Genomic DNA, 19,772 nt, shown 5'->3' on the forward strand with positions numbered 1-19,772 from the left:
TCTTGCGGTTCTGTTTTTGCGGCGCAGTTCACCCTACTTCTTTCTCAGGCGTTCCAGCACGGCTCCCGCAACCAAAGGCAGGCCCACCGTGGCGTCGAGAAACACTTCTCCAAAACGGCCGCCCTCGTCCGGTGGGACGAATTTTCCCCAGGATATCGCCTCGCTGTAGGGACTTCCTGACAATCCGCCCCAGTGCACCGGCTCCGGGCAGATGCGTACCCCATAGTGATAGCGCTTGAGCGGCAGATCTTCCCCGCCCCGCCGGTGGCGCAATTCGATATAAGGTCCAAACTGCTGCGACCAGTTTCGCGGCACGCCCCCGCCGATGGTAAGAATTCCCAGCCGTTTCTCCGCCAGCAGCGTCTCAGCGAAATAATTGAGATCGAAGAAAGGATCGAAATGGATCTGCGGCCGCTTCTGTTTGGCTCTTTTGCGGTTGTGCAAGGCGACATCCAGGCCCAGCTCGGAATCCGTAAACGCCGGGACAAAAACCGGTACTTTCTTCTGGTACGCTGACTTCAAAATCCCCCGCTCCTTCACTTTCTCGCTGAGGTATTTCCCGACATCGCGATTTAGCTTGTACGAGCACATCGTCTCTTGGGCGTCCCAGGCATCTAGTATCTGCGCCACGATCCCTTCCACGAAGTTGAGGTTGGTCTCGGGCTCCAGGGTGTCATAGACGCGGTTGTATCCCGCCTCATAAAGTTCGACGTCGTTCATCCTGGCGTCGTATTTGAAATGCGATTTGCCGGCGGCTTCCACCAGCCCGTGTGCCATCAGCGCTCCGGTCGAGACAAGCGCTTTCACGATTCCGTGATCGATCAGATCGGCGATCACTAAGCCTTGCTTGGCGACCGTCATAGCGCCGGCGAGGGTCATCACTACAAAACAATCCTTATCGCGCGCCATCGCCTCCAGGACATCAGCGGCATCGCCAACCTGCCGCGCGGTAAAAGCCGTGCGGCCCATGGCTCGCACCAGATCATCAATTCCATGGATCGCAGAGAGATCCATCGGCTCCAGTGGAACCAGCTTGTCGCGCACCGGGTCATGCAGCTCACGTTCGATACCCGCGCCTTCGTGATTCACAGCAGCCTTCTTCTTCAAGCGAGTGCCTCCCTGCCACAGAATCGACCAAACCGGAAATGGAAAACTTCAAAGCTATCCAATGGCTATGACCGCGTCAATGTTCGGTTCAGCGGATTGTTAACACCTGATGAATGCGCCCTCCGGAGCCGGCGCAATTCACTCTGGTATGCTAGAAAATTCGATGCCTGAGGAGGATGGAATTTGGCGGCAGAAGTTTTTCGCGTGGGCTTGATCCAGATGTCGTGCACGCCCGATCCGGACAGGAATCTGGAGCACGCGATGGACATGGTGCGCGAAGCTGCCGGACGGGGAGCCCAGGTGGTTTGCCTGCCCGAGCTGTTCCAGACTCAATACTTCTGCCAGAGGGAAGACCACGCGCTCTTCGATCTTGCCGAACCGATTCCCGGCCCGACCACGACGAAGCTCTCGCAACTTGCGCGGCAGCAGGGTGTCGCGCTGGTGGCATCGCTGTTCGAGAAGCGCGCTCCCGGGATCTATCACAACACGGCGGCGGTCTTTGACAGCGACGGAACCCTGCTCGGGATCTACCGCAAGATGCACATCCCCGACGATCCTCTTTATTACGAGAAGTTCTATTTCACTCCCGGCGATCTCGGCTACAAGGTGTTTGACACTCGCGTGGGCAAGCTGGGCACGCTGGTTTGCTGGGATCAGTGGTATCCGGAAGGCGCACGTCTGACTTCCCTGCAGGGCGCGCAGGTTTTGTTTTATCCCACTGCTATTGGCTGGCATCCGGCGGAGAAGGCCGAGTTCGGCAAGGCGCAGTACGAGGCCTGGCAAACCATCCAGCGCGCGCACGCCATCGCCAACGGCGTGTATGTGGCGGCAGTGAACCGGGTGGGTTTTGAAACTGGCGACGTTCGAGGCAATAAGGCTCCCGGTCAGGGACTCGAATTCTGGGGTGGCTCCTTCCTGAGCGATCCCTTCGGGCGTGTGATCGCGCAAGCGCCGCACGATCGCGAGGACATCCTGATCGGCGAGATTGATCTGCGCAAGATGGAAGACGTGCGCCGCAACTGGCCGTTCCTGCGAGACCGCCGCATCGACAGCTACGCTCCCATTACGCATCGTTTTCTCGACCAATCATGAGAAAGCAGCGCCGAGGGGTCTCGCCCGGCTTGATGGGCGTTGGCTACCGCATGCCTGCTGAGTGGGAGCCGCACGCTGCCACCTGGCTTGCCTGGCCACACAACCGCACCGACTGGCCGGGAAAATTTGAGCCCATTCCCTGGGTCTACGCGGAGATTGTTCGACACCTGGCGCGCGTAGAGCGGGTCGAGCTGATCGTTGCCGACGAAGCGGAAGAAGAGCGCGCTCGCAAGGTACTGTCGAGGGCCGGTGCACTCGTCGATGCCACAGATGAAAAGCGATTGCGCGATATCGGTATTCGCTTCCATCGCTGGCCAACGAACCGCGTCTGGACTCGCGACTTCGCCGCTATTTTCGTTACTGGCGACGCCGATCGTTCAAGCCGACTCGAAGCCTCGACCGTGCCCTCCCAATACGAACGATCCTTAACCGCGCTCAACTGGCGTTTCAACGCCTGGGCCAAGTATCCCGATTGGCAGCTCGACAACCAGATTCCCGGCAAGATTGCCCGCCGGTTGAGGATCTTGGAGATCAAACCAACGGCCGCGAACAATCCCAAGCATTGGGTGGTGCTGGAAGGGGGCAGCATCGACGTAAACGGCGCCGGATGTCTGCTGACCACCGAAGAGTGTCTGCTCAGTGAAGTGCAGCAGCGCAACCCTTGTCTTTCGCGTGAGCAATTGGAACAAGTTTTTCGTGATTATCTCGGGATCTCCAAGGTGCTTTGGCTGGAGCGCGGAATTGTGGGTGATGACACTCACGGCCACATCGACGACATCAGCCGCTTTGTTGCGCGGGACACAATCGTTACAGCGGTCGAGCCCGATCCTTCCGATCCCAATCATAGCCTGCTCGCGGAAAATCTCAAGCGGCTGCGCACGATGAGCGATCAGCAGGGAAAGCCTTTCCGCGTCGTGGAACTGCCCATGCCCGCGCCGGTCATTTTTCGAGGCCAGCGCCTGCCGGCCAGCTATGCCAACTTCTACATCGCCAATCAGACCGTGTTGGTCCCGGTGTTCAACGATCCCAAGGATCGGCTGGCCCTTAACACGCTCGCCGAGCTTTTCCCTGATCGGCGAGTGATCGGCATCTACTGCGGGGATCTGGTCTGGGGACTGGGCACGATCCACTGCATGACGCAGCAGCAGCCTGCGGTGAATAAGTAATCAGCAATTGACTGCTGAGGGCTGAGTGCTGATTTCTACCTCTTGTACACGGTGGGCTGGGGGCCCTGCTCCAGGATCTGGCGATCCCAGATGGCACCTTCGCGCGAGTAGTTGGCCATTTCGAAGTCCTGGGTCAGTTCCAGGGCGTCGGTGGGGCAGGCGTCCTCACAAAGGCCGCAGAACATGCAGCGGCTGGTGTCGTAGGTGAAGGTGGTCAGTTCCTTGCGGCGCGTTTTCTCATTGCGTTCGGAAGTGACGACAATCAGGTGCTCGGGACAGGCAACGGCACACAGATCGCAGGCGATGCATAGCGTCTCGTTGGTGTCGGGGTTCACATTCAGGCGCGGTGCGCCGCGATAACGCTCGGCGACGTGCGGGCGCTGCAGGGGATACTGCTCGGTGTAGATCTCCTTCGGATTCTGGTTGCGGAACGTGACCTTCAGGCCCTGCAGCAGGTCGACCAGCAGGACGTTCTTCAAGGTTTCTTTAAGCCGCACGTGGTTTCCCCGTTGGAATGCTTATGCGCCTAGTTTAACCCAGGCCCGCAAAGGCTGGCTATTGGGCAGAGGGCAATGGCTTAATTGGCTATCTCTGCAACCCCGTCTGTGGTTTTCTCTCGGCAGCCGCTAAACTGGCGAAGAATCTAATGTCCGACGAACTGTTCATGCAAGCCGCCCTGGGTGAGGCGCAGCAAGCGCTCGCCAGCGGCGAGGTGCCAGTCGGTGCGGTGGTCGTGTGCGATGGCCGTATTATCGGCCGGGGCAGCAACCGGCCGATCGCGGACTCCGATCCCACCGCCCACGCCGAAATCGTGGCTCTCCGCGAAGCCGGACGCGCCCTGGGCAACTACCGCCTTGGTGGTTGCGAGATTTACGTGACGGTTGAGCCTTGCGCAATGTGTGCCGGGGCTATCGTGCATGCCCGGCTTAAGCGCCTCATCTATGGCGCCGAGGACCCCAAGGCGGGAGCGGTGCGCTCGATCATGCAGCTATTAGAGAATCGGCAATTGAATCATCGGGTGGAGGTGACCGCCGGCGTCCTGGCTGGCCGCGCACAAGAGATTCTGCAGTCTTTCTTTCGCCAGCGGCGCGAGGGATCTGAAAGCCCAAGTGCGGATGCCTCATTCGAGGGGTCATCCTGAGTGCGCGCCGTGGGCGAAGGATCTCAGCATTGTTCGTACCCCTTTGGTCACCTTAGTCGAAGCACGGACTGCCGTATGCGTTTGCTATGATGATTGTTGCTAATTGCCAGCTAGCAATTGCCAAATGCTGACCGCTGGCACCCGATTGCTGAGAGCTGACTACTGATTTGTCGCGGAGAGGTGCGTGAGCGGTTGAAACGATCCGCCTCGAAAGCGGACATACCTGAAAGGGTATCGGGGGTTCGAATCCCCCCCTCTCCGCCAGTCCTTTTTTCTGCTACTTACAGCACCTGGCTATCAACTGACTACCAAATTCCGATCATCTCACCTTTGTGCGGTGTGCGCTCGCCCAGTCGATGAGCACGAACGGGATGCCGGACATTTGCACGAGAATCCTCCTCAATCGGTTACGACGGGTGGGGCACGCCCAGGATGACTCGTACAGTGTCCCGCGCGATGAGGAGCTCTTCATCGGTGGGAATGGCATATGCGAGCAAGGTCGAGCCTTCAGTTGAAATCTTGCCTTCACGAGCGACCATCTCCTGATTCCTGGCCTGGTCGAGACGAAGCCCCGCCCACTCCGTTCCCGCGCAAATCCGTGCACGAATGTCCGGCGAGTTTTCGCCGATGCCACCTGTAAAAACGACGGCGTCAGCTCCTCCCATCGCAGCCAGGAATGCGCCAATGTATTTCCGCGCTCGATAACAGAAGATTTCGATGGCGAGGCGGACCCGGCGGTCGTCGTGTTCTTTCAACTCGGCCTGCAACTCGCGCATGTCATTGGTGAGGCCAGAAATACCGAGCAAGCCGGATTGCGTGTTTAGCAGACTGTCCACCTCAAAGGCCGACAGCCCCTCTTTTCTGGCGATGGCGCTGACGACAGCGGGATCGAGGTCGCCGGAGCGGGTGCCCATGACCAGACCTTCCAGCGGCGTCAACCCCATCGAAGTATCCACGGAGTATCCACCCTTGATCGCGGCGGCCGAGCAGCCGTTGCCCAAATGGAGGGTGATGATATTGGTCTGTTCGCGCGTCAGCCCTCGCATGGCGCGATAGCGGAAAGCGACATAGCGATGAGAGGTACCGTGGAATCCGTAGCGGCGGATGCGGTGGCGTCGATAAAAATGATATGGAATGGCATACAGGTAGGCTTGCTCGGGAAGCGAGGAATGAAATGAAGTGTCGAATACGGCGACCTGAGGAACGTCTGCGCCGAATATTTCGCGCGCGGCCTGGATGCCTTTGACGTTGTTGGGATTGTGGAGGGGGGCCAGATCGATACAGTCTTCGATGCCTTTCAAAACCCGATCGTCAATCAGGGCAGAGTTCTTGAACATTTCACCGCCGTGCACCACGCGATGTCCCACCGCATTCACATCGGCCGCCTTCTTAATCTCTGCCACGCCGGATCGATCCGAAGCGATGTAGCGAACCAAGTAGTCGAGTGCGGCGGGTATATCTCGCAAGGGCGCGGTAAGGGTCACACTTGGCTGGTCGCGGTACTTGATGCGAATGATTGCCTCTCCGCCCATACCCTCGACCTCGCCCCGGCAGATGCGGTCGTCTTTATCCTTCCCGATGCGGTCAAGGTCGGTGGCAATCACTTGAAATTTCAGAGTGGAGCTACCCGAGTTCAACACCAGAACGTTCATTGCTTTTGCTCAACCTGAATGCAGGAAGCAGGCTTGTTGCGGTTCAGTGAAACCGTACGAACTCCCTGAGAAACTCGAGCAAATCACATGGGGTTGCTTGTCATCTGTCCGGGAACGAAAAAGGCCGTTTAGGTTGGACAGACGCCCTGTGCGCTCTGGGATTGAGGGCGTCCACTTATCTTTCCAGCAAAAGCGAAGGCAACCAGTTCAGCGCTATCCAGAGCAAACCATGCTTGTTCCTGCCTCCGGCAGCGAGCGCGTTAAGAATCTGGCAAAATCAGCTCCGAGGCACTGGTATCGACACAGCCTGCTGCAGCCTGAACTCGAGCAGAGTCTCGCTTGGCACCTTCACTTGATCTCCCTTGGTGATTATTTCCGACCCCGCACCAACCCCGGCACCGGCACCGGCACCGATGGCTGCTCCCTTGCCGCCACCGGCGAGAGCGCCGATTACCGAACCCACGGCCGCTCCGCCGACCGTTCTCTTGGCAGTGCTGGCGCCGCGCGACTTGCCGGACAATTCGTAATCCCCCGTGAGAACCGGCACGGTTTGTCCGTTCACCACAATGCCGGTCAGCTCCAGCCGTAGTTGCGATCTGCCGCTGAACGTGCCCGACGTCTTGGACTCGGCCAGCCGGCCGTAAACGTCTGCTCCCTTGGGGACCACCACGTTACCGTCCACTACCAAGGGCTCTTCCAGCGAGGCCTGGAAGCGGTCTCCCACGCGGTTCTTGGTGGAATCGATGCCATCGATGGTGCGGACAGAAATACGCTCTCCCGCAGGGATGGTGACCGACGACGCAGTTGCATTCTCTACCGGTTCGCTGGCCCGCGAAGCCTTGGGTCGTACGGGCATGTCACTGGCTGCAGTATCGGAATCAAACTTGAGGGAAACGATGTCCGCGACGTTGTAATTCTGCACCGACGAACCGACCTGGAAGCTGACTTCGCTCTCCGTGCCACCCATGAACTTGCCCTTAATGCGGCTGCCATTCCTCAGCTCCAAAGTATCAGTCCACGCGCTCGAGGCTATCAGGCACAATGCAAAGACCAGTCCGAAACTCGACCTGCACTTCATCATGACCTCTCCTTCAGACTGCGGGTTACTTCCAGTGGTTTGAGAACTCCAGATTGATTCTCTACGAATAGTGGCTCTTCCGCCTAGAACTTTGAAGTTGTGAGAGAAGATTCTACTCCGGATGGGTGGCCCTTCTGACCATCCGAAGCTGCTGGCCCGGTGTCACTTCCCAATGCTCCAGTCGCTCCGCGTTCCGACCAGGTGCTCCTTAGACCTTCCTGAGGACGGCTGCATGACTCCGCCGGATTGCAGGGCGATCTGCGACTACGAATCCGGCTGCGGCAGCAGCTGACAGTTCCTCCTGCAGCTTGTCTTCATTGACATGCCCCGCAGGTTCGAAAAATAGCATCGTAGCTCCTGGTTTCGCAGCTTTGGCGGCATCAGCAAAGAATTGCGCGGCGGCTGGCAACTCATGCACCACAGCGGCAGCCAAAATAAAGTGAACCGTCCCGGCAAGATCGGCGATTCCCATAGAATCGGAGCGGCCAAGGCGCACATCCACGCGATCGAGCAGGCCGGCTCGGGCCAGCCGTCGTTTCAAGCCTGAGATCATCTTGGGCTGGATATCCACGGCAATCACGCGCCCCGACGGCCCGACCAGGCGCGCGAGTTCAAGCGTAAAGAAGCCCATGCCGGGACCGGGCTCCAGGACCGTCATTCCCTCACGAACGTAAGGACCCAGAATCTTGCCCGGATCCTGCAAGTAGCGCCGCAACGGGCATGCCAATAAATATCCCAACCACCAGGGACAGACATGATTTGCCATAGGGGCCTCGGGAGCCAGAACCTCAGAAGCAGAAGCGTTATATTGATGCGCCGCCCTCATTGGGAGAAGCTGTCGCATCAGGTGAGGAGCTACAGCATGAGCGTTCACGGAACAACCTTAAATCTTCTCAAATCCCTGACACTGCTGTTGCCGTCCCATGTTCTCTGCCTTGCTCTCGCCGCACAGACGGGCAGCGCGCCGGATCAGTCAGTGGCCTTCCGGCGCGCGGACCATCTCAAGCGCGGCATCAACACCAGCCACTGGTTCTCGCAAGTTTACGATCCGAAGGGATATACCCCGGAGCACTTCCAGGGTTTTACAACGGCTGACGACATCGCTCTCATTCGCCAGATGGGCTTTGATCATGTCCGCTTCAGCATCAATCCCGTGCCCTTCCTGCACTCAGGCCAATGGGACAACATTCCGGCGGACTACCTGGCCGAGCTGGACAAAGCAGTCAACATGATTCTCTCTCGGGAGCTGGCGGTCATCATCGACCTCCATCCGGAAAGCGATTTCAAGCGCAAGCTGGCTTCCGACAACGGCGCGGTCGAGCAGCTTGCAGATCTGTGGCGGGCGCTGGCGGCTCATTTCGCTTCCACCGATCCAGAGCGAGTTTTCTTTGAAGTGCTGAATGAGCCCGAGCTCGAGGACGGTTACCGGTGGAAGGGCATCCAGAGCCGCGTGGTGGCGGCGATTCGCAAGGGAGCTCCGGGGCACACGATCATCGCCGCCGGAGCGCGCTGGTCTGCCCTTGACGAACTCCTGTTCATGGAGCCGCTTGGATTTGAGAACATCATCTATAACTTCCACTATTATTCTCCCCACATCTTCACCCACCAGGGAGCAACCTGGGCGGGCAACTTGCAGCACTACATGAAGGGTGGTGTGCCTTATCCTTCTTCTCCCGCAATGGCAGGGAAGCTTCAATCGCAGGTTCCCGACGAACTCGACCGTCTTTACGTCACCCGCTACGCCTATGATGCCTGGGGACCAGCGCGCATCGAGGCAGAGATTGCTCTGGCCGAAGCCTGGGCTCATCAGTACAACGTCCCGCTGACCTGTAACGAATTCGGTGTGTACCGGAATTTCGCCGCGCCCGATGATCGCGCTGCCTGGATTCGCGACGTCCGAACTATTTTGGAGAAACACGGCATTGGCTGGACGATGTGGGACTACTCCGGCGCGTTTGGTGTGGTGACGAAGAAGGACGGCAAAGCCACTGTCGACCATGCCGTCCTCAAAGCTCTCGGGCTGGAGAAGTAAAGGTGGCTCTTACGATCGCTGTCGCACGACACGATCGAAGGGGCTAGTGAAGTTCACATCGTGCAAGCCGGATGCTTGCAATCGCATTCCAGCTCAACCACGTCTTCATCAGCTGCATCGTGGCAGTATTCGCTGCAGTACTCCTGTCCCGCCGCCACTGTGCAGTTGCAACGTTCATGCTGGCACTTCGTACTCTCAGCCATAGTGTCGCTCCCCGGGAGTGCGTGAAAGGCACTCCCGCTTAGCTTTTCGCTCATGTTAGATGCTACATGAAGAGGAGGGATGTCCGGCGACCTGCTGCGGCGACACCAAATTGTCTCAGCTCGCCTCCTATCTTTTTGGCCGATAGATATCAGTGGCGGTTCCGAAGTAGATTTCCGCCGCCTCCATGACAGTCTCGGAAAGTGTGGGATGGGGATGAATGCTCATTTCTAAATCGGAGACCTGCGCTGCCATCTCCACTGCCAGCACGCCCTCGGCGATGAGTTCACCGGCGCCACGTCCGCAGATGCCTACGCCCAGCACATGCTCGGTCTTGGGATCAATAAGCAGCTTGGTCACACCATCGGATCGATCGAGTGTGGTGGCTCTGCCTGAAGCTGCCCAGGGAAAGCGCGCCACTTTGATCTCGCGCTGTTCCTTTTCGGCCTGCGTTTCAGTTAGTCCGCACCAGGCAATCTCGGGATCGGTAAAGACCACGGCCGGAATGGCACGTGGCTCGAATGCCACTTTCTTGCCGGCGATGGCTTCGGCTGCTACTCGGCCCTCGTGCGATGCCTTGTGCGCCAGCATGGGCTCACCTGCGACGTCGCCGATGGCGTAAATCGCGGGGTCTTTGGTTCGGCGCTGCAGGTCCACTTCCAGAAAGCCTTTCTGATTTGTTGTAACCGCAGTCTTCTCCAGGCCGGGGATCTCCGAATTTGGCTTTCGTCCCACGGAAACCAGAACGCGCTCGAAGACTTGCTCCGCTTCTTTGACGTCAGGTCCCTCGAGCCGGACGGCAATTCCCTGCCCTGCATCTTTCATCTCTACAACTTTTGTGTTGACCAGCACCGAGGCCAGCAGCACATCCAAGCGCTTGGCCAGAGGATTTACCAGGTCGCGGTCAACGCCGGGTAGTATGCCGGGCATCATTTCCACGACGGTCACCTTGCTTCCCAAAGATGCGTAAACCGAGCCCAGCTCCAGACCGATGTAGCCCCCGCCAACGACGAGCAGGGTCTTGGGAGCGTCCTGCAGTTCCAAAGCACCGGTGGAATCCATGACCCGCGGATGCTCGTTCAGGAAGCCGGGTACCGTCGCCGGACGCGAACCGGTGGCCAGGATAATGTTGTCGAAGTTGTGATCGTTCTGCCCGCCGGTAACCTCGGTTACCCGTAGCGTCGTCGAATTGATGAATCCGGCCCTGCCTCGCAGATATTGGACTTTACGCTGCTTGGAGATTTGCGCCAGCCCACCGGTCAGCTTGTTGACGACGTTCTGCTTGAAGGTGCGCAGTTTGTCGAGATCAATCTTCGGCAGTCCGAATTCGATTCCCCACGATGAGGCGTGTTTGGTTTCCTGCAGCAGATCGGCCACGTGCAGCAAGGCCTTGGAAGGGATACAGCCTTCGTACAGGCAGACTCCTCCCGGGTTCACGCGATCATCGATCAGCGTAACTTCTAAACCCAGGTCCGCGGCCATAAATGCCGCGGCGTAGCCTCCGGGTCCGCCTCCAACCACTGCGATCTTCTTGCCCACCGGCAAACGATTCCTTTCTTCCTGATCTTCGTTACCACACTTTACACATGTTCCGCCGGACCATGGGCTGTCCGGCTTTGCAGCTAAAGGCCTGCTGAAATTCCGGCAGGTTGGAAACGACGCCGTTGATGCGGTACTTGCCGGGAGAATGCGGGTTGGTGATGGCGAGGAGGCGGAGGTTCTCGGGGCGCTGGTTCTCACACGCCCACTGCCCCAGACCGATAAAGAACCTCTGTTCAGGGGTAAAGCCATCGATGGGCTTCAAATTCATTTTGGCCGTGTGCATTCTCCACGCAATCCAGGCCAGCACGGTCCCGCCCAGATCGGCGGTGTCCTCGCCAAGGGTGAGCTTGCCATTGATTTTGATGTCATCGACGACTACGTAATCCGAATATTGATCGGAAATGCACTTGGCGCGTTTCTCAAATTCGGCGGCGTCGTGCGCGGTCCACCAGTCGCGAAGGTTGCCTTTGGCATCGAACTGGCGGCCCTCGTCGTCGAAGCCGTGCGTGAGCTCGTGACCGATGGTGGAACCGGTGTTGCCGTAGTTGGGAGCGTCGTCCAATTTGGGGTCGTAGAGGGGAGGCTGCAGTACGCCGGCCGGGAAGTTGATATCGTTCATCTGCGGGTTGTAGTAGGCGTTGACTGTTGGTGGAGTCATGCCCCACTCGCCGCGATCCACGGGCTTGCCGATCTTGGCGAGTTCGCGTCGCGATTCAAACTCGATACCTCTATTCACGTTGCCAATAAAGTCACCGCGCTTGATCTCGAGTTTGCTGTAGTCGCGCCACTTGTCGGGATAACCGACTTTATTCACGATGGCATGAAGCTTTTCCAGCGCCTGCTTCTTGGTTTCGGGACCCATCCAGGGAAGACCGTTGATTTCCTGCGCCATAGCCTGCTCGATTTCGTCGGTCATTTGCACTGTGCGGGCCTTCATATCGGGAGGAAACGTCTTGGCGACGAACACTTGTCCAAGCGCCTCGCCCAAATCGCGGTCCACCCAGGCCACGCACTTCTTCCAACGGGGCTGCTGTTCGGCAACACCGCGCAGGTGCTTGCGATAGAAATTGAAATCTTCATCCACAAACTTTGACGAGAGATAAGCGGCCTTGCCGTGAACCGCGTGCCAGCGAAGATAAGTCTTCCAATCTGCCAGTGATTCGCTTTGCAGTTGCGCCTCCACGGCTTTGAAAAAGTCTGGCTCCGTGACATTCATGCTCGAGGTGTTCGGAATCCCTTCGAGCTCGAGATAGCGGTCCCAGTTGAAGTGAGGAGTAAGGGCCTTTACCTGCTCCAGGGTGAGCTTGTGATAAAGCTTGTGGGGATCGCGGCGCTCAACACGTGTAAGGGACGCCTTCGCAAGAGCGGTTTCGATTCGCATGACTGTCCTGGCGTTGTCGGCGGCAGCGGCTGGAGTGTCGCCGAGCAACTCAAACATCCCCTGGACGTGTTCGAGATATTTCTGGCGAGTCTCCTGCGATTTGGCATCGTCCTTGAAGTAGTAGTCGCGATCGGGGAGGCCGAGGCCACCCGCGCTGGCGAAGGCGATGACCTGGGTGGAATCGCCAAAGTCCTGGTCCGAGCCAAAGCCGAACAGGAAGTGACTGCCAGCGGTTTCGAGGTGCTGGCGTCCGAGAAAGGCGGCAACGTCTGCGGTCGACTTTAACGCCGCAATCTCATCCAATTCCGGCTGCAAGGGAGTGGCGCCCAGCTTCTCCACCGCATCCAGATCCATACAGGAGCTGAAGTAGTCGCCGATTTTCTGCTGCGAGGCATTGCGTCCAGGTTCGGGCTTGGCCGCATCTTCCAGCAGGCCCCAAAGGAAACGCTGGTTATCCTGGAAGAGTTTGCCATAGACACTCCACGAGGCCTGATCGGCTGGGATGGGGTTGCTCTTTTCCCATCCCCCGCAGGAGTACTGATAGAAATCCACGCAGGGATCGGCGGTTGGATCCATGGAAGGAATATCCAGGCTGGGCGTGTAGGGCAGCTCGGTGAGCGGCGTGTCGGCCGTGGCCTTCGCGGTCGTCTGAGAAGCCGGCGGCTGCGACGCAGGTTGTGAGGTGGTAGTCGGTCCACCCTGACTGGCGGCGAATAGCGAGGACCCGAGGGCAGAACACAGCACGAGGGCGCGAATTTTCATGCGTCAGCTCCGGAAGCAAAATCGCCGGGACAGTGTAAATGGACAGAGCGCGGTATGGCAGCGGAAAGCGCGAAGTGGGACGAAACGCGAGATCTCAGTTAACGTAGCGTCAACCCACCGTCGAGGCTAGCGCCTCGACATGAACGGACGAGACGTCCGTTCCCACGCACTTACCGCCATGCTCTGCCCTCAATCTGATAACATTTTCTTAAGTGTGGGATTGCCTCCGAAGGAACAAAAGCCAATATGAGCGTCGAAGTCGAAAGTGTTGCAGTTGATAAGAACGGTCGTGATGGTCTTGAGCTGCTGGAGACTCGCGAGTGGCTGGATTCCATCGATTATGTGGTTCGGCATAGCGGACGAGACCGGGCCGCGAGCCTGCTGCGCCAGCTGGAACGCCACGCCAAGCAGTCTGGCGTAACTATACCTTTCAGCGCCACCACTCCCTACGTCAACACTATTGCTCTGGAGAAGCAGCCCCCATTTCCTGGCAGTCAAGAGATCGAACGGCGAATCAAGAGTCTGGTTCGTTGGAACGCACTGGCGATGGTGGTGCGGTCGAACAAGCAGGTGGAAGGCATCGGAGGACACATCTCCACCTACGCTTCGGCCGCGACCCTATACGAGGTTGGTTTCAACCACTTTTTTCACGGCAAGGGAGAGGGCACCGAAGGCGATACCGTGTACTTCCAGGGGCATGCATCCCCAGGAATCTACGCGCGAGCATTTTTGCTAGGACGCATCCCGGTGGAGAAACTGCATAACTTCCGCCGCGAACTGGCGGCTGGCGGCGGCTTGTGTTCGTATCCGCATCCCTGGCTGATGCCGGATTACTGGGAGTTTCCCACGGTCTCTATGGGCCTGAGCCCGATCATGGCGATCTACCAGGCAAGGTTCAACCGTTACCTTGAGGACCGCGGGCTGAAATCGCCTTCCAACCGCAAAGTGTGGGCGTTCTTAGGGGATGGCGAAACCGACGAACCGGAAGCCCTGGGCGCAATCACGCTGGCTGCGCGCGAGAAACTCGACAATCTGATCTTCGTTATCAATTGCAACCTGCAGCGGCTCGATGGGCCGGTGCGCGGGAATGGAAACATCATTCAGGAGCTGGAATCTGCATTCCGCGGCGCCGGCTGGAACGTGATTAAGGTGATCTGGGGATCGGACTGGGATCCCATTCTGGCCAAGGACCGCGACGGCCTGTTGATCAAGCGCATGGGCGAAGTAGTCGATGGCGAACTGCAAAAATACGCGGTGGAATCGGGCGCGTATCTGCGGCAGCACTTCTTCGGAAAATATCCCGAGCTGCTCGAATTGGTGAAGCACCTCTCGGATGCGCAACTGCAGAAAATGCGGCTGGGAGGCCATGATCCGCTGAAGGTGTATGCGGCTTTCAAGGCGGCGGTCGAGCATAAGGGACAGCCAACTGTAGTTCTGGCGCGAACCATCAAGGGCTACGGCCTGGGCGAGAGTGGAGAAGGCAAGAACATCACCCATCAGCAGAAGAAGCTGAATGATGAAGAGCTGAAAAATTTCCGCTCCCGTTTCGGGATTCCGCTTTCGGATGAAGAGTGCGAGCACCTGGCGTTTTATCGTCCTCCTGACGACAGCCCGGAAATGCAGTACTTGCGCCGGCGTCGACAGGAGTTGGGCGGATACATCCCCAAGCGCGTAGTCCGCAGCGGGAAAATCCGGCAGCTTCCCCCGTTGGATCTGTGGGAGGAGTTCTACAAAGGCACGGAGGGCCGCACCGCGTCGACCACCATGGTGTTCGTGCGCATGCTGGCGAAGCTGTTGCGCGATGACAAGATCGGACATCTGATCGTACCCATTGTTCCTGACGAAGCTCGAACCTTCGGCATGGAAGCGCTATTCCGGCAGGTGGGAATTTATTCTCACGCGGGTCAGCTTTATGAGCCGGTAGATCGCGACACGCTCCTCTACTACAAGGAAGCCAAGAACGGACAGATCCTGGAAGAAGGGATCACCGAGGCCGGATCGATGTCGTCGTTCATCGCTGCGGGAACCGCGTACGCCACCCACGCGATCAACACCATTCCATTCTTCATTTTTTATTCAATGTTCGGCTTCCAGCGGGTGGGCGATCTCATCTGGGCAGCCGGTGACATGCGCACGCGTGGCTTCCTGCTGGGCGGCACTGCAGGTCGCACGACGCTGGCGGGCGAAGGCCTGCAACATCAGGATGGGCACAGCCATCTGCTGGCGTACTCGGTGCCGAATTGTGTGAGCTACGATCCGGCGTTTGCGTATGAGATTGCCGTCATCCTGCAGGATGGGTTGAAACGCATGTATCAGGATGAAGAGAGCATCTTTTATTACCTGACGGTCATGAACGAGCAATACGAGATGCCTGCCATGCCCGAGGGAGTGCGCGAAGGGATCCTGCGTGGCATGTATTTGTTCCGCAAGTCGGAGCTGAGGGATGGGAAGGCTCAGGCACAGCTGCTGGGTTCGGGTGCGATTCTGCCCGAGGTTGTGAAAGCTGCGAAGTTGCTCGAGGAAAAATACGGTGTCGCCTCCGATGTGTGGAGCGTGACCAGCTACAAGCAGCTGTATAACGACGGCGCGGCAGCAGAACGGTGGAACATGCTGCATCCGGGAGAGAAGCCCAGAGTGCCGTACGTAACCGAGTGCCTGGAGAATACGGAAGGCGTGATCGTGGCGGCATCGGATTACATGAAGACCTTGCCCAACTCGATTTCGAAGTGGCTTCCGCGGCCGCTGCATTCCCTGGGAACCGATGGTTTTGGACGCAGCGACAGCCGCCACGCGCTGCGCGACTTCTTTGAAGTCGACGCGCGCTTCGTAACACTGGCCACATTGTCGGAGCTGGCTCGTGAAGGCAAAGTAAAGATCGAAACGGTGCAGCAGGCGATCAAGGATCTCGAGATCAATCCGGAGAAGCCAAACCCGGTGCTGGCATAATTCTTACTCCCACCCTCCGCCAAAAGAGGGCGGAAGGGTGGGCCACCCAAAAAGTGGAGCCAGGAGGGGGGGACACCCGCGTTGACATCGCTGCTGCTGGGGAATGCGAAAGGGATCGTGAATGAGCACTGAGGTGAAGCTCCCCGAACTGGGAGAGAACATATCGACGGGAGACCTGCTGAAGGTGCTGGTCAAGGTCGGCGACCAGGTCGCCAAGGACCAGGCCATTCTCGAACTGGAGACCGACAAGGCCGCGGTGGAAGTGCCCAGTCCGGTGCAAGGAACGGTGACCGAGATCCTGGTGAAAGAGGGCCAGAAGCTTAACGTGGGCCAAACGCTTTTGCAGATCGACGAGAATGGAGCCTCATCAGGAAGCGCCAGAGCCTCAGCCCAACCCGCCGCATCGGCGGCGCCACGGCCAACCCAGCCGCCGAGGGAGAGAGCAGACAAGAAAGCAGCGCCAGCACCGGGCGCTGCTCCTATGCAGGCGGCAGCCGAAGCTAGGCGCCAATCGCAGCAACCACAGCCGGAGAAAGTAGAGCCGACAGGCAAAGCGCAAACCCTCGAAGTACGGCTTCCTGAACTGGGGGAAAACATCACTTCCGGCGACCTGCTGAAAGTTTTGGTGAAGGTGGGCGATAAGGTCAGCGAGAACCAGGCTCTGCTGGAAATCGAAACCGACAAGGCTACAGTTGAGGTTCCTGCTCCGGCCGGGGGAGTGGTGAAATCCATCTCTGCTAAAGAGGGTCAGAAGCTCAAAATGGGCGAGCTGCTTCTCGTCCTGGAGACAGCCGGGGCACCGGCAGCGGCAACTGGCGCAAGTCCTGGCGAGGGTGGCCACCCTTCTCCCGGGACAACCGCAACGCACGTCGGCGAAACTCCTCCCCACTATGCCGGAGCGGAGGAGGGTATCGGAGCGATTGCAGCCGCCGAGAAGCCCGCCAGCATGGAGCCCTCCATGCCGCCGCCAGCGGTGGAACCACGAGACTACGAATCTGAGAGGCTAAGGCGGGCGGAAGCTCCTGAAGGCTACATCGCGGCGGGCTCGATGACGGGGATTTCGCCGGCGGAGGTGCCTGCCGCGCCCTCTGTGCGTCGCCTGGCGCGAGAGATCGGCGTTGATATCACCGAAGTAAAGGGCAGTGGACCCGGCGGACGTATCACTCAGGAGGATGTGAAGGATCATTCGCGGAAGCGAGCCATCGAGGTCACCGCTCGCGGCGCGATGGGTGCGTCAGTCATTCACGTGCAGCTGCCTGACTTCACGCGCTGGGGTCAGATCGAGCGCAAGGCGATGACGGGCGTTCGGCGCAAGACGGCCGAGCACATGCAGCAGGCGTGGACGATCCCGCACGTCACCAATCACGATCGTGCCGACATCACCAACCTGGAGGCGTTGCGCAAGCAGTTCTCCAAGCAGGTGGAGCTGGCCGGGGGCAAACTGACGATGACTGCCATCGCGGTGAAGATCGTGGCCTCGGCGCTCAAGTCCTTTCCGCAATTCGGCGCCAGCCTGGACCTCGCCAAGCAGGAGGTCGTTTACAAGGATTATGTGCACGTCGGCGTCGCGGTCGATACCGAACGTGGGCTGCTGGTGCCGGTGATCCGCGATGCTGATAAGAAGAACATCATCCAGATTGCGGTCGAGCTATCGCAACTGGCGGAGCGCGCCCGCGCCCGCAAGCTCGCGCTAGAGGAGATGGAAGGCAGCGTTTTCACCATCACCAACCTGGGCGGGATCGGGGGCACCAGTTTTACGCCCATTATCAATTCGCCGGAAGTGGCGATCCTGGGAATGTCACGCTCGTCCTGGGAGCCGGTGTACGTGGATGAGAAGTTCGAGCCGCGACTGCTGCTGCCGCTGTCCCTTTCCTACGATCACCGCATCATCGACGGCGCAGATGCGGCGCGCTTCCTGCGCTGGCTGTGCGACGCTTTCCAGCAGCCGTTTTTGCTGTCGCTGCAGGGGTAGGACGGCACAGCTCATTCTTGGGGTTGCCTTACCCGTTTCGCTCTCGCTCTCGGAGTGACGGTGGGTAGTCCCGTGCTCCAGCCTATTTGCAATCTCAACCGTCCCCCTGTGACCCTTGACCACCCCATTGTGCTGTTGATCACAGTCTTCCTGTACCCATCAGCGCGAGCATAAACAGTCAGCAACTTTCGAGCTTTGCCCGCCGGTCGGCCCGAGGTGGTGCGGGCGAGGCAGTTTCACACCAAAGGACGGATTTCCATGAGCAGATCCAAAGTTACAATCGATGGCAATGAGGCAGCCGCCTACGTTGCTCATAAGATCAACGAGGTGATCGCCATCTATCCCATTACTCCCTCGTCTCCCATGGGTGAGTGGTCGGATCAGTGGTCTTCCGAGGAACAGCCCAACATCTGGGGCAGCGTGCCGCTGGTAATCGAGATGCAAAGCGAAGGCGGAGCCTCGGGCGCCCTGCACGGCGCTCTGCAGGCGGGATCATTGGCCACCACGTTCACCTCCGCCCAGGGCCTGCTCTTGATGATTCCCAACATGTACAAGATCGCCGGCGAGCTCACGCCCACGGTGATGCACGTGGCGGCGCGCTCGATCGCTGCCCAGGCGCTCTCGATCTTTGGTGATCATCAGGATGTGATGGCGGTTCGCCAGACGGGATGGGGCATCATCGCTTCCAACTCTGTTCAGGAGGTGATGGATTTCGCGCTCATCACCCAGGCAGCGGCGCTGGAATCGCGACTTCCCTTCGTGCATTTCTTTGATGGTTTCCGTACTTCGCACGAAGTCGCCAAAGTCGAAGAGCTGGATGTGGAAGACCTGCGGGCATTGATTTCCGACGATCTCGTCCGCGCGCATCGCGCTCGCGCACTGTCGCCAGATCGCCCCATGCTGCGCGGCACGGCGCAAAATCCCGACGTTTACTTCCAGGCGCGCGAGACGGTGAATCCCTTTTATCTCGCCGCTCCAACCATCGTGCAGGGCGCGATGGATAAGTTTGCCCAGGTGGTCGGCCGTCAATATCACCTCTTCGACTACGTGGGCGCTGCGGATGCGGAGCGCGTGCTGGTGCTGATGGGCTCAGGTGCAGAAGTTGCCGAAGAGACAGTGCAGCACCTCACCGCCAAGGGCGATAAGGTTGGCGTGATTAAGGTTCGCCTCTACCGGCCGTTTTCGGTGGAGCACTTCATCCAGGCACTGCCCGCGACCACAAAGTCAATCGCGGTTCTCGACCGTACCAAAGAGCCGGGCAGCGCCGGCGAGCCGCTCTACACCGACGTGGTTACCGCCCTCAGCGAAGCGTTCGCCAACGGCAAGGCTCCGTTCCAGGCTTATCCGCGAGTCATCGGCGGACGCTACGGGCTTTCCTCGAAGGAATTCACGCCGGCCATGTTGAAGGGTGTGTTCGATGAGCTGGCCAAGCCGCAAAGCAAGAATCACTTCACGATCGGAATCATCGACGACGTTACCCACACCTCTCTGGAGTTCGACCCCAAGTTCTCCACCGAAGACCCCAAGACGGTTCGCGCCCTGTTCTACGGCCTCGGCGCCGATGGGACGGTGGGCGCCAACAAGAACTCCATCAAGATCATCGGGGAGGACACCGAGAATTACGCGCAGGGATACTTCGTATACGACTCGAAGAAATCGGGATCGCTAACTACCTCTCACCTGCGTTTCGGGCCACGTCC

14 protein-coding genes and 1 tRNA gene are annotated in these 19,772 nt (G+C 58.8%); 8 read left to right on the forward strand and 7 right to left on the reverse strand.

From position 1 onward, the window contains the following. Positions 1-33: 33 nt before the first annotated feature. Positions 34-1,107: a deoxyhypusine synthase family protein gene (locus VEG30_16220; GenBank protein HXZ81475.1), complete on the reverse strand. Its 1,074-nt coding sequence runs from the start codon at positions 1,105-1,107 to the stop codon at positions 34-36. Between the two features lie 183 nt (positions 1,108-1,290). Here VEG30_16220 and VEG30_16225 point away from each other — a divergent pair, with 183 nt between their 5' ends. Together VEG30_16225 and VEG30_16230 are read left to right on the forward strand one after the other, a co-directional pair. Next, entirely contained in the window at positions 1,291-2,199 is a 909-nt protein-coding gene (locus VEG30_16225; protein ID HXZ81476.1) for a carbon-nitrogen hydrolase, read from the forward strand. Next, entirely contained in the window at positions 2,196-3,365 is a 1,170-nt protein-coding gene (locus VEG30_16230; GenBank protein HXZ81477.1) for an agmatine deiminase family protein, read from the forward strand. The genes VEG30_16225 and VEG30_16230 overlap by 4 nt, the downstream gene beginning before the upstream one ends. Before the next feature lie 35 nt (positions 3,366-3,400). Here VEG30_16230 and VEG30_16235 read toward each other — a convergent pair whose 3' ends face one another. Then, positions 3,401-3,862 (reverse strand): NADH-quinone oxidoreductase subunit I, encoded by a 462-nt coding sequence (locus tag VEG30_16235; protein HXZ81478.1) that lies wholly within the window; start codon positions 3,860-3,862, stop codon positions 3,401-3,403. A gap of 149 nt (positions 3,863-4,011) precedes the next feature. Between VEG30_16235 and tadA the strand changes: the two genes are divergently transcribed. Next, complete coding sequence (gene tadA, locus VEG30_16240) at positions 4,012-4,506, forward strand: tRNA adenosine(34) deaminase TadA (protein ID HXZ81479.1); 495 nt, start codon at positions 4,012-4,014, stop codon at positions 4,504-4,506. A 174-nt stretch (positions 4,507-4,680) separates the two neighbouring features. Beyond that, positions 4,681-4,770: transfer RNA gene (locus VEG30_16245), tRNA-Ser, on the forward strand. 143 nt (positions 4,771-4,913) lie between these two features. Here the strand turns inward: VEG30_16245 and VEG30_16250 are convergent. The 3 genes from VEG30_16250 to VEG30_16260 form a co-directional block, all read right to left on the reverse strand. Beyond that, complete coding sequence (locus VEG30_16250; GenBank protein HXZ81480.1) at positions 4,914-6,158, reverse strand: acetate kinase; 1,245 nt, start codon at positions 6,156-6,158, stop codon at positions 4,914-4,916. A 277-nt stretch (positions 6,159-6,435) separates the two neighbouring features. Beyond that, positions 6,436-7,239, reverse strand: coding sequence for a hypothetical protein (locus VEG30_16255; protein ID HXZ81481.1), 804 nt, complete (start codon positions 7,237-7,239; stop codon positions 6,436-6,438). A gap of 205 nt (positions 7,240-7,444) precedes the next feature. After that, positions 7,445-8,002 (reverse strand): methyltransferase domain-containing protein, encoded by a 558-nt coding sequence (locus tag VEG30_16260; protein HXZ81482.1) that lies wholly within the window; start codon positions 8,000-8,002, stop codon positions 7,445-7,447. 96 nt (positions 8,003-8,098) lie between these two features. Here VEG30_16260 and VEG30_16265 point away from each other — a divergent pair, with 96 nt between their 5' ends. Then, a complete protein-coding gene (locus tag VEG30_16265) occupies positions 8,099-9,268 on the forward strand; it encodes a glycoside hydrolase family 5 protein (GenBank protein HXZ81483.1) in 1,170 nt (389 codons plus the stop codon). A 330-nt stretch (positions 9,269-9,598) separates the two neighbouring features. Here VEG30_16265 and lpdA read toward each other — a convergent pair whose 3' ends face one another. Then, the gene (gene lpdA, locus VEG30_16270) at positions 9,599-11,008 is read right to left on the reverse strand and encodes a dihydrolipoyl dehydrogenase (GenBank protein HXZ81484.1); all 1,410 of its coding nucleotides are present in this window, start codon (positions 11,006-11,008) and stop codon (positions 9,599-9,601) included. A gap of 31 nt (positions 11,009-11,039) precedes the next feature. Further along, complete coding sequence (locus tag VEG30_16275; protein ID HXZ81485.1) at positions 11,040-13,154, reverse strand: M13 family metallopeptidase; 2,115 nt, start codon at positions 13,152-13,154, stop codon at positions 11,040-11,042. Between the two features lie 246 nt (positions 13,155-13,400). Between VEG30_16275 and aceE the strand changes: the two genes are divergently transcribed. The 3 genes from aceE to VEG30_16290 all read left to right on the forward strand — a co-directional run. Then, positions 13,401-16,100 (forward strand): pyruvate dehydrogenase (acetyl-transferring), homodimeric type, encoded by a 2,700-nt coding sequence (gene aceE / locus VEG30_16280; GenBank protein ID HXZ81486.1) that lies wholly within the window; start codon positions 13,401-13,403, stop codon positions 16,098-16,100. Between the two features lie 121 nt (positions 16,101-16,221). Continuing rightward, positions 16,222-18,072, forward strand: a complete 1,851-nt coding sequence (gene aceF, locus VEG30_16285) for a dihydrolipoyllysine-residue acetyltransferase (GenBank protein ID HXZ81487.1) — start codon at positions 16,222-16,224, stop codon at positions 18,070-18,072. Positions 18,073-18,330: 258 nt separating this feature from the next. Continuing rightward, positions 18,331-19,772 (forward strand): pyruvate:ferredoxin (flavodoxin) oxidoreductase (locus VEG30_16290; protein ID HXZ81488.1); only part of this gene is annotated, 1,442 nt, incomplete at its 3' end.

It is taken from the genome of Terriglobales bacterium, assembly GCA_035624455.1.
In the GTDB taxonomy this organism is placed as follows: domain Bacteria; phylum Acidobacteriota; class Terriglobia; order Terriglobales; family Acidobacteriaceae; genus DASPRM01.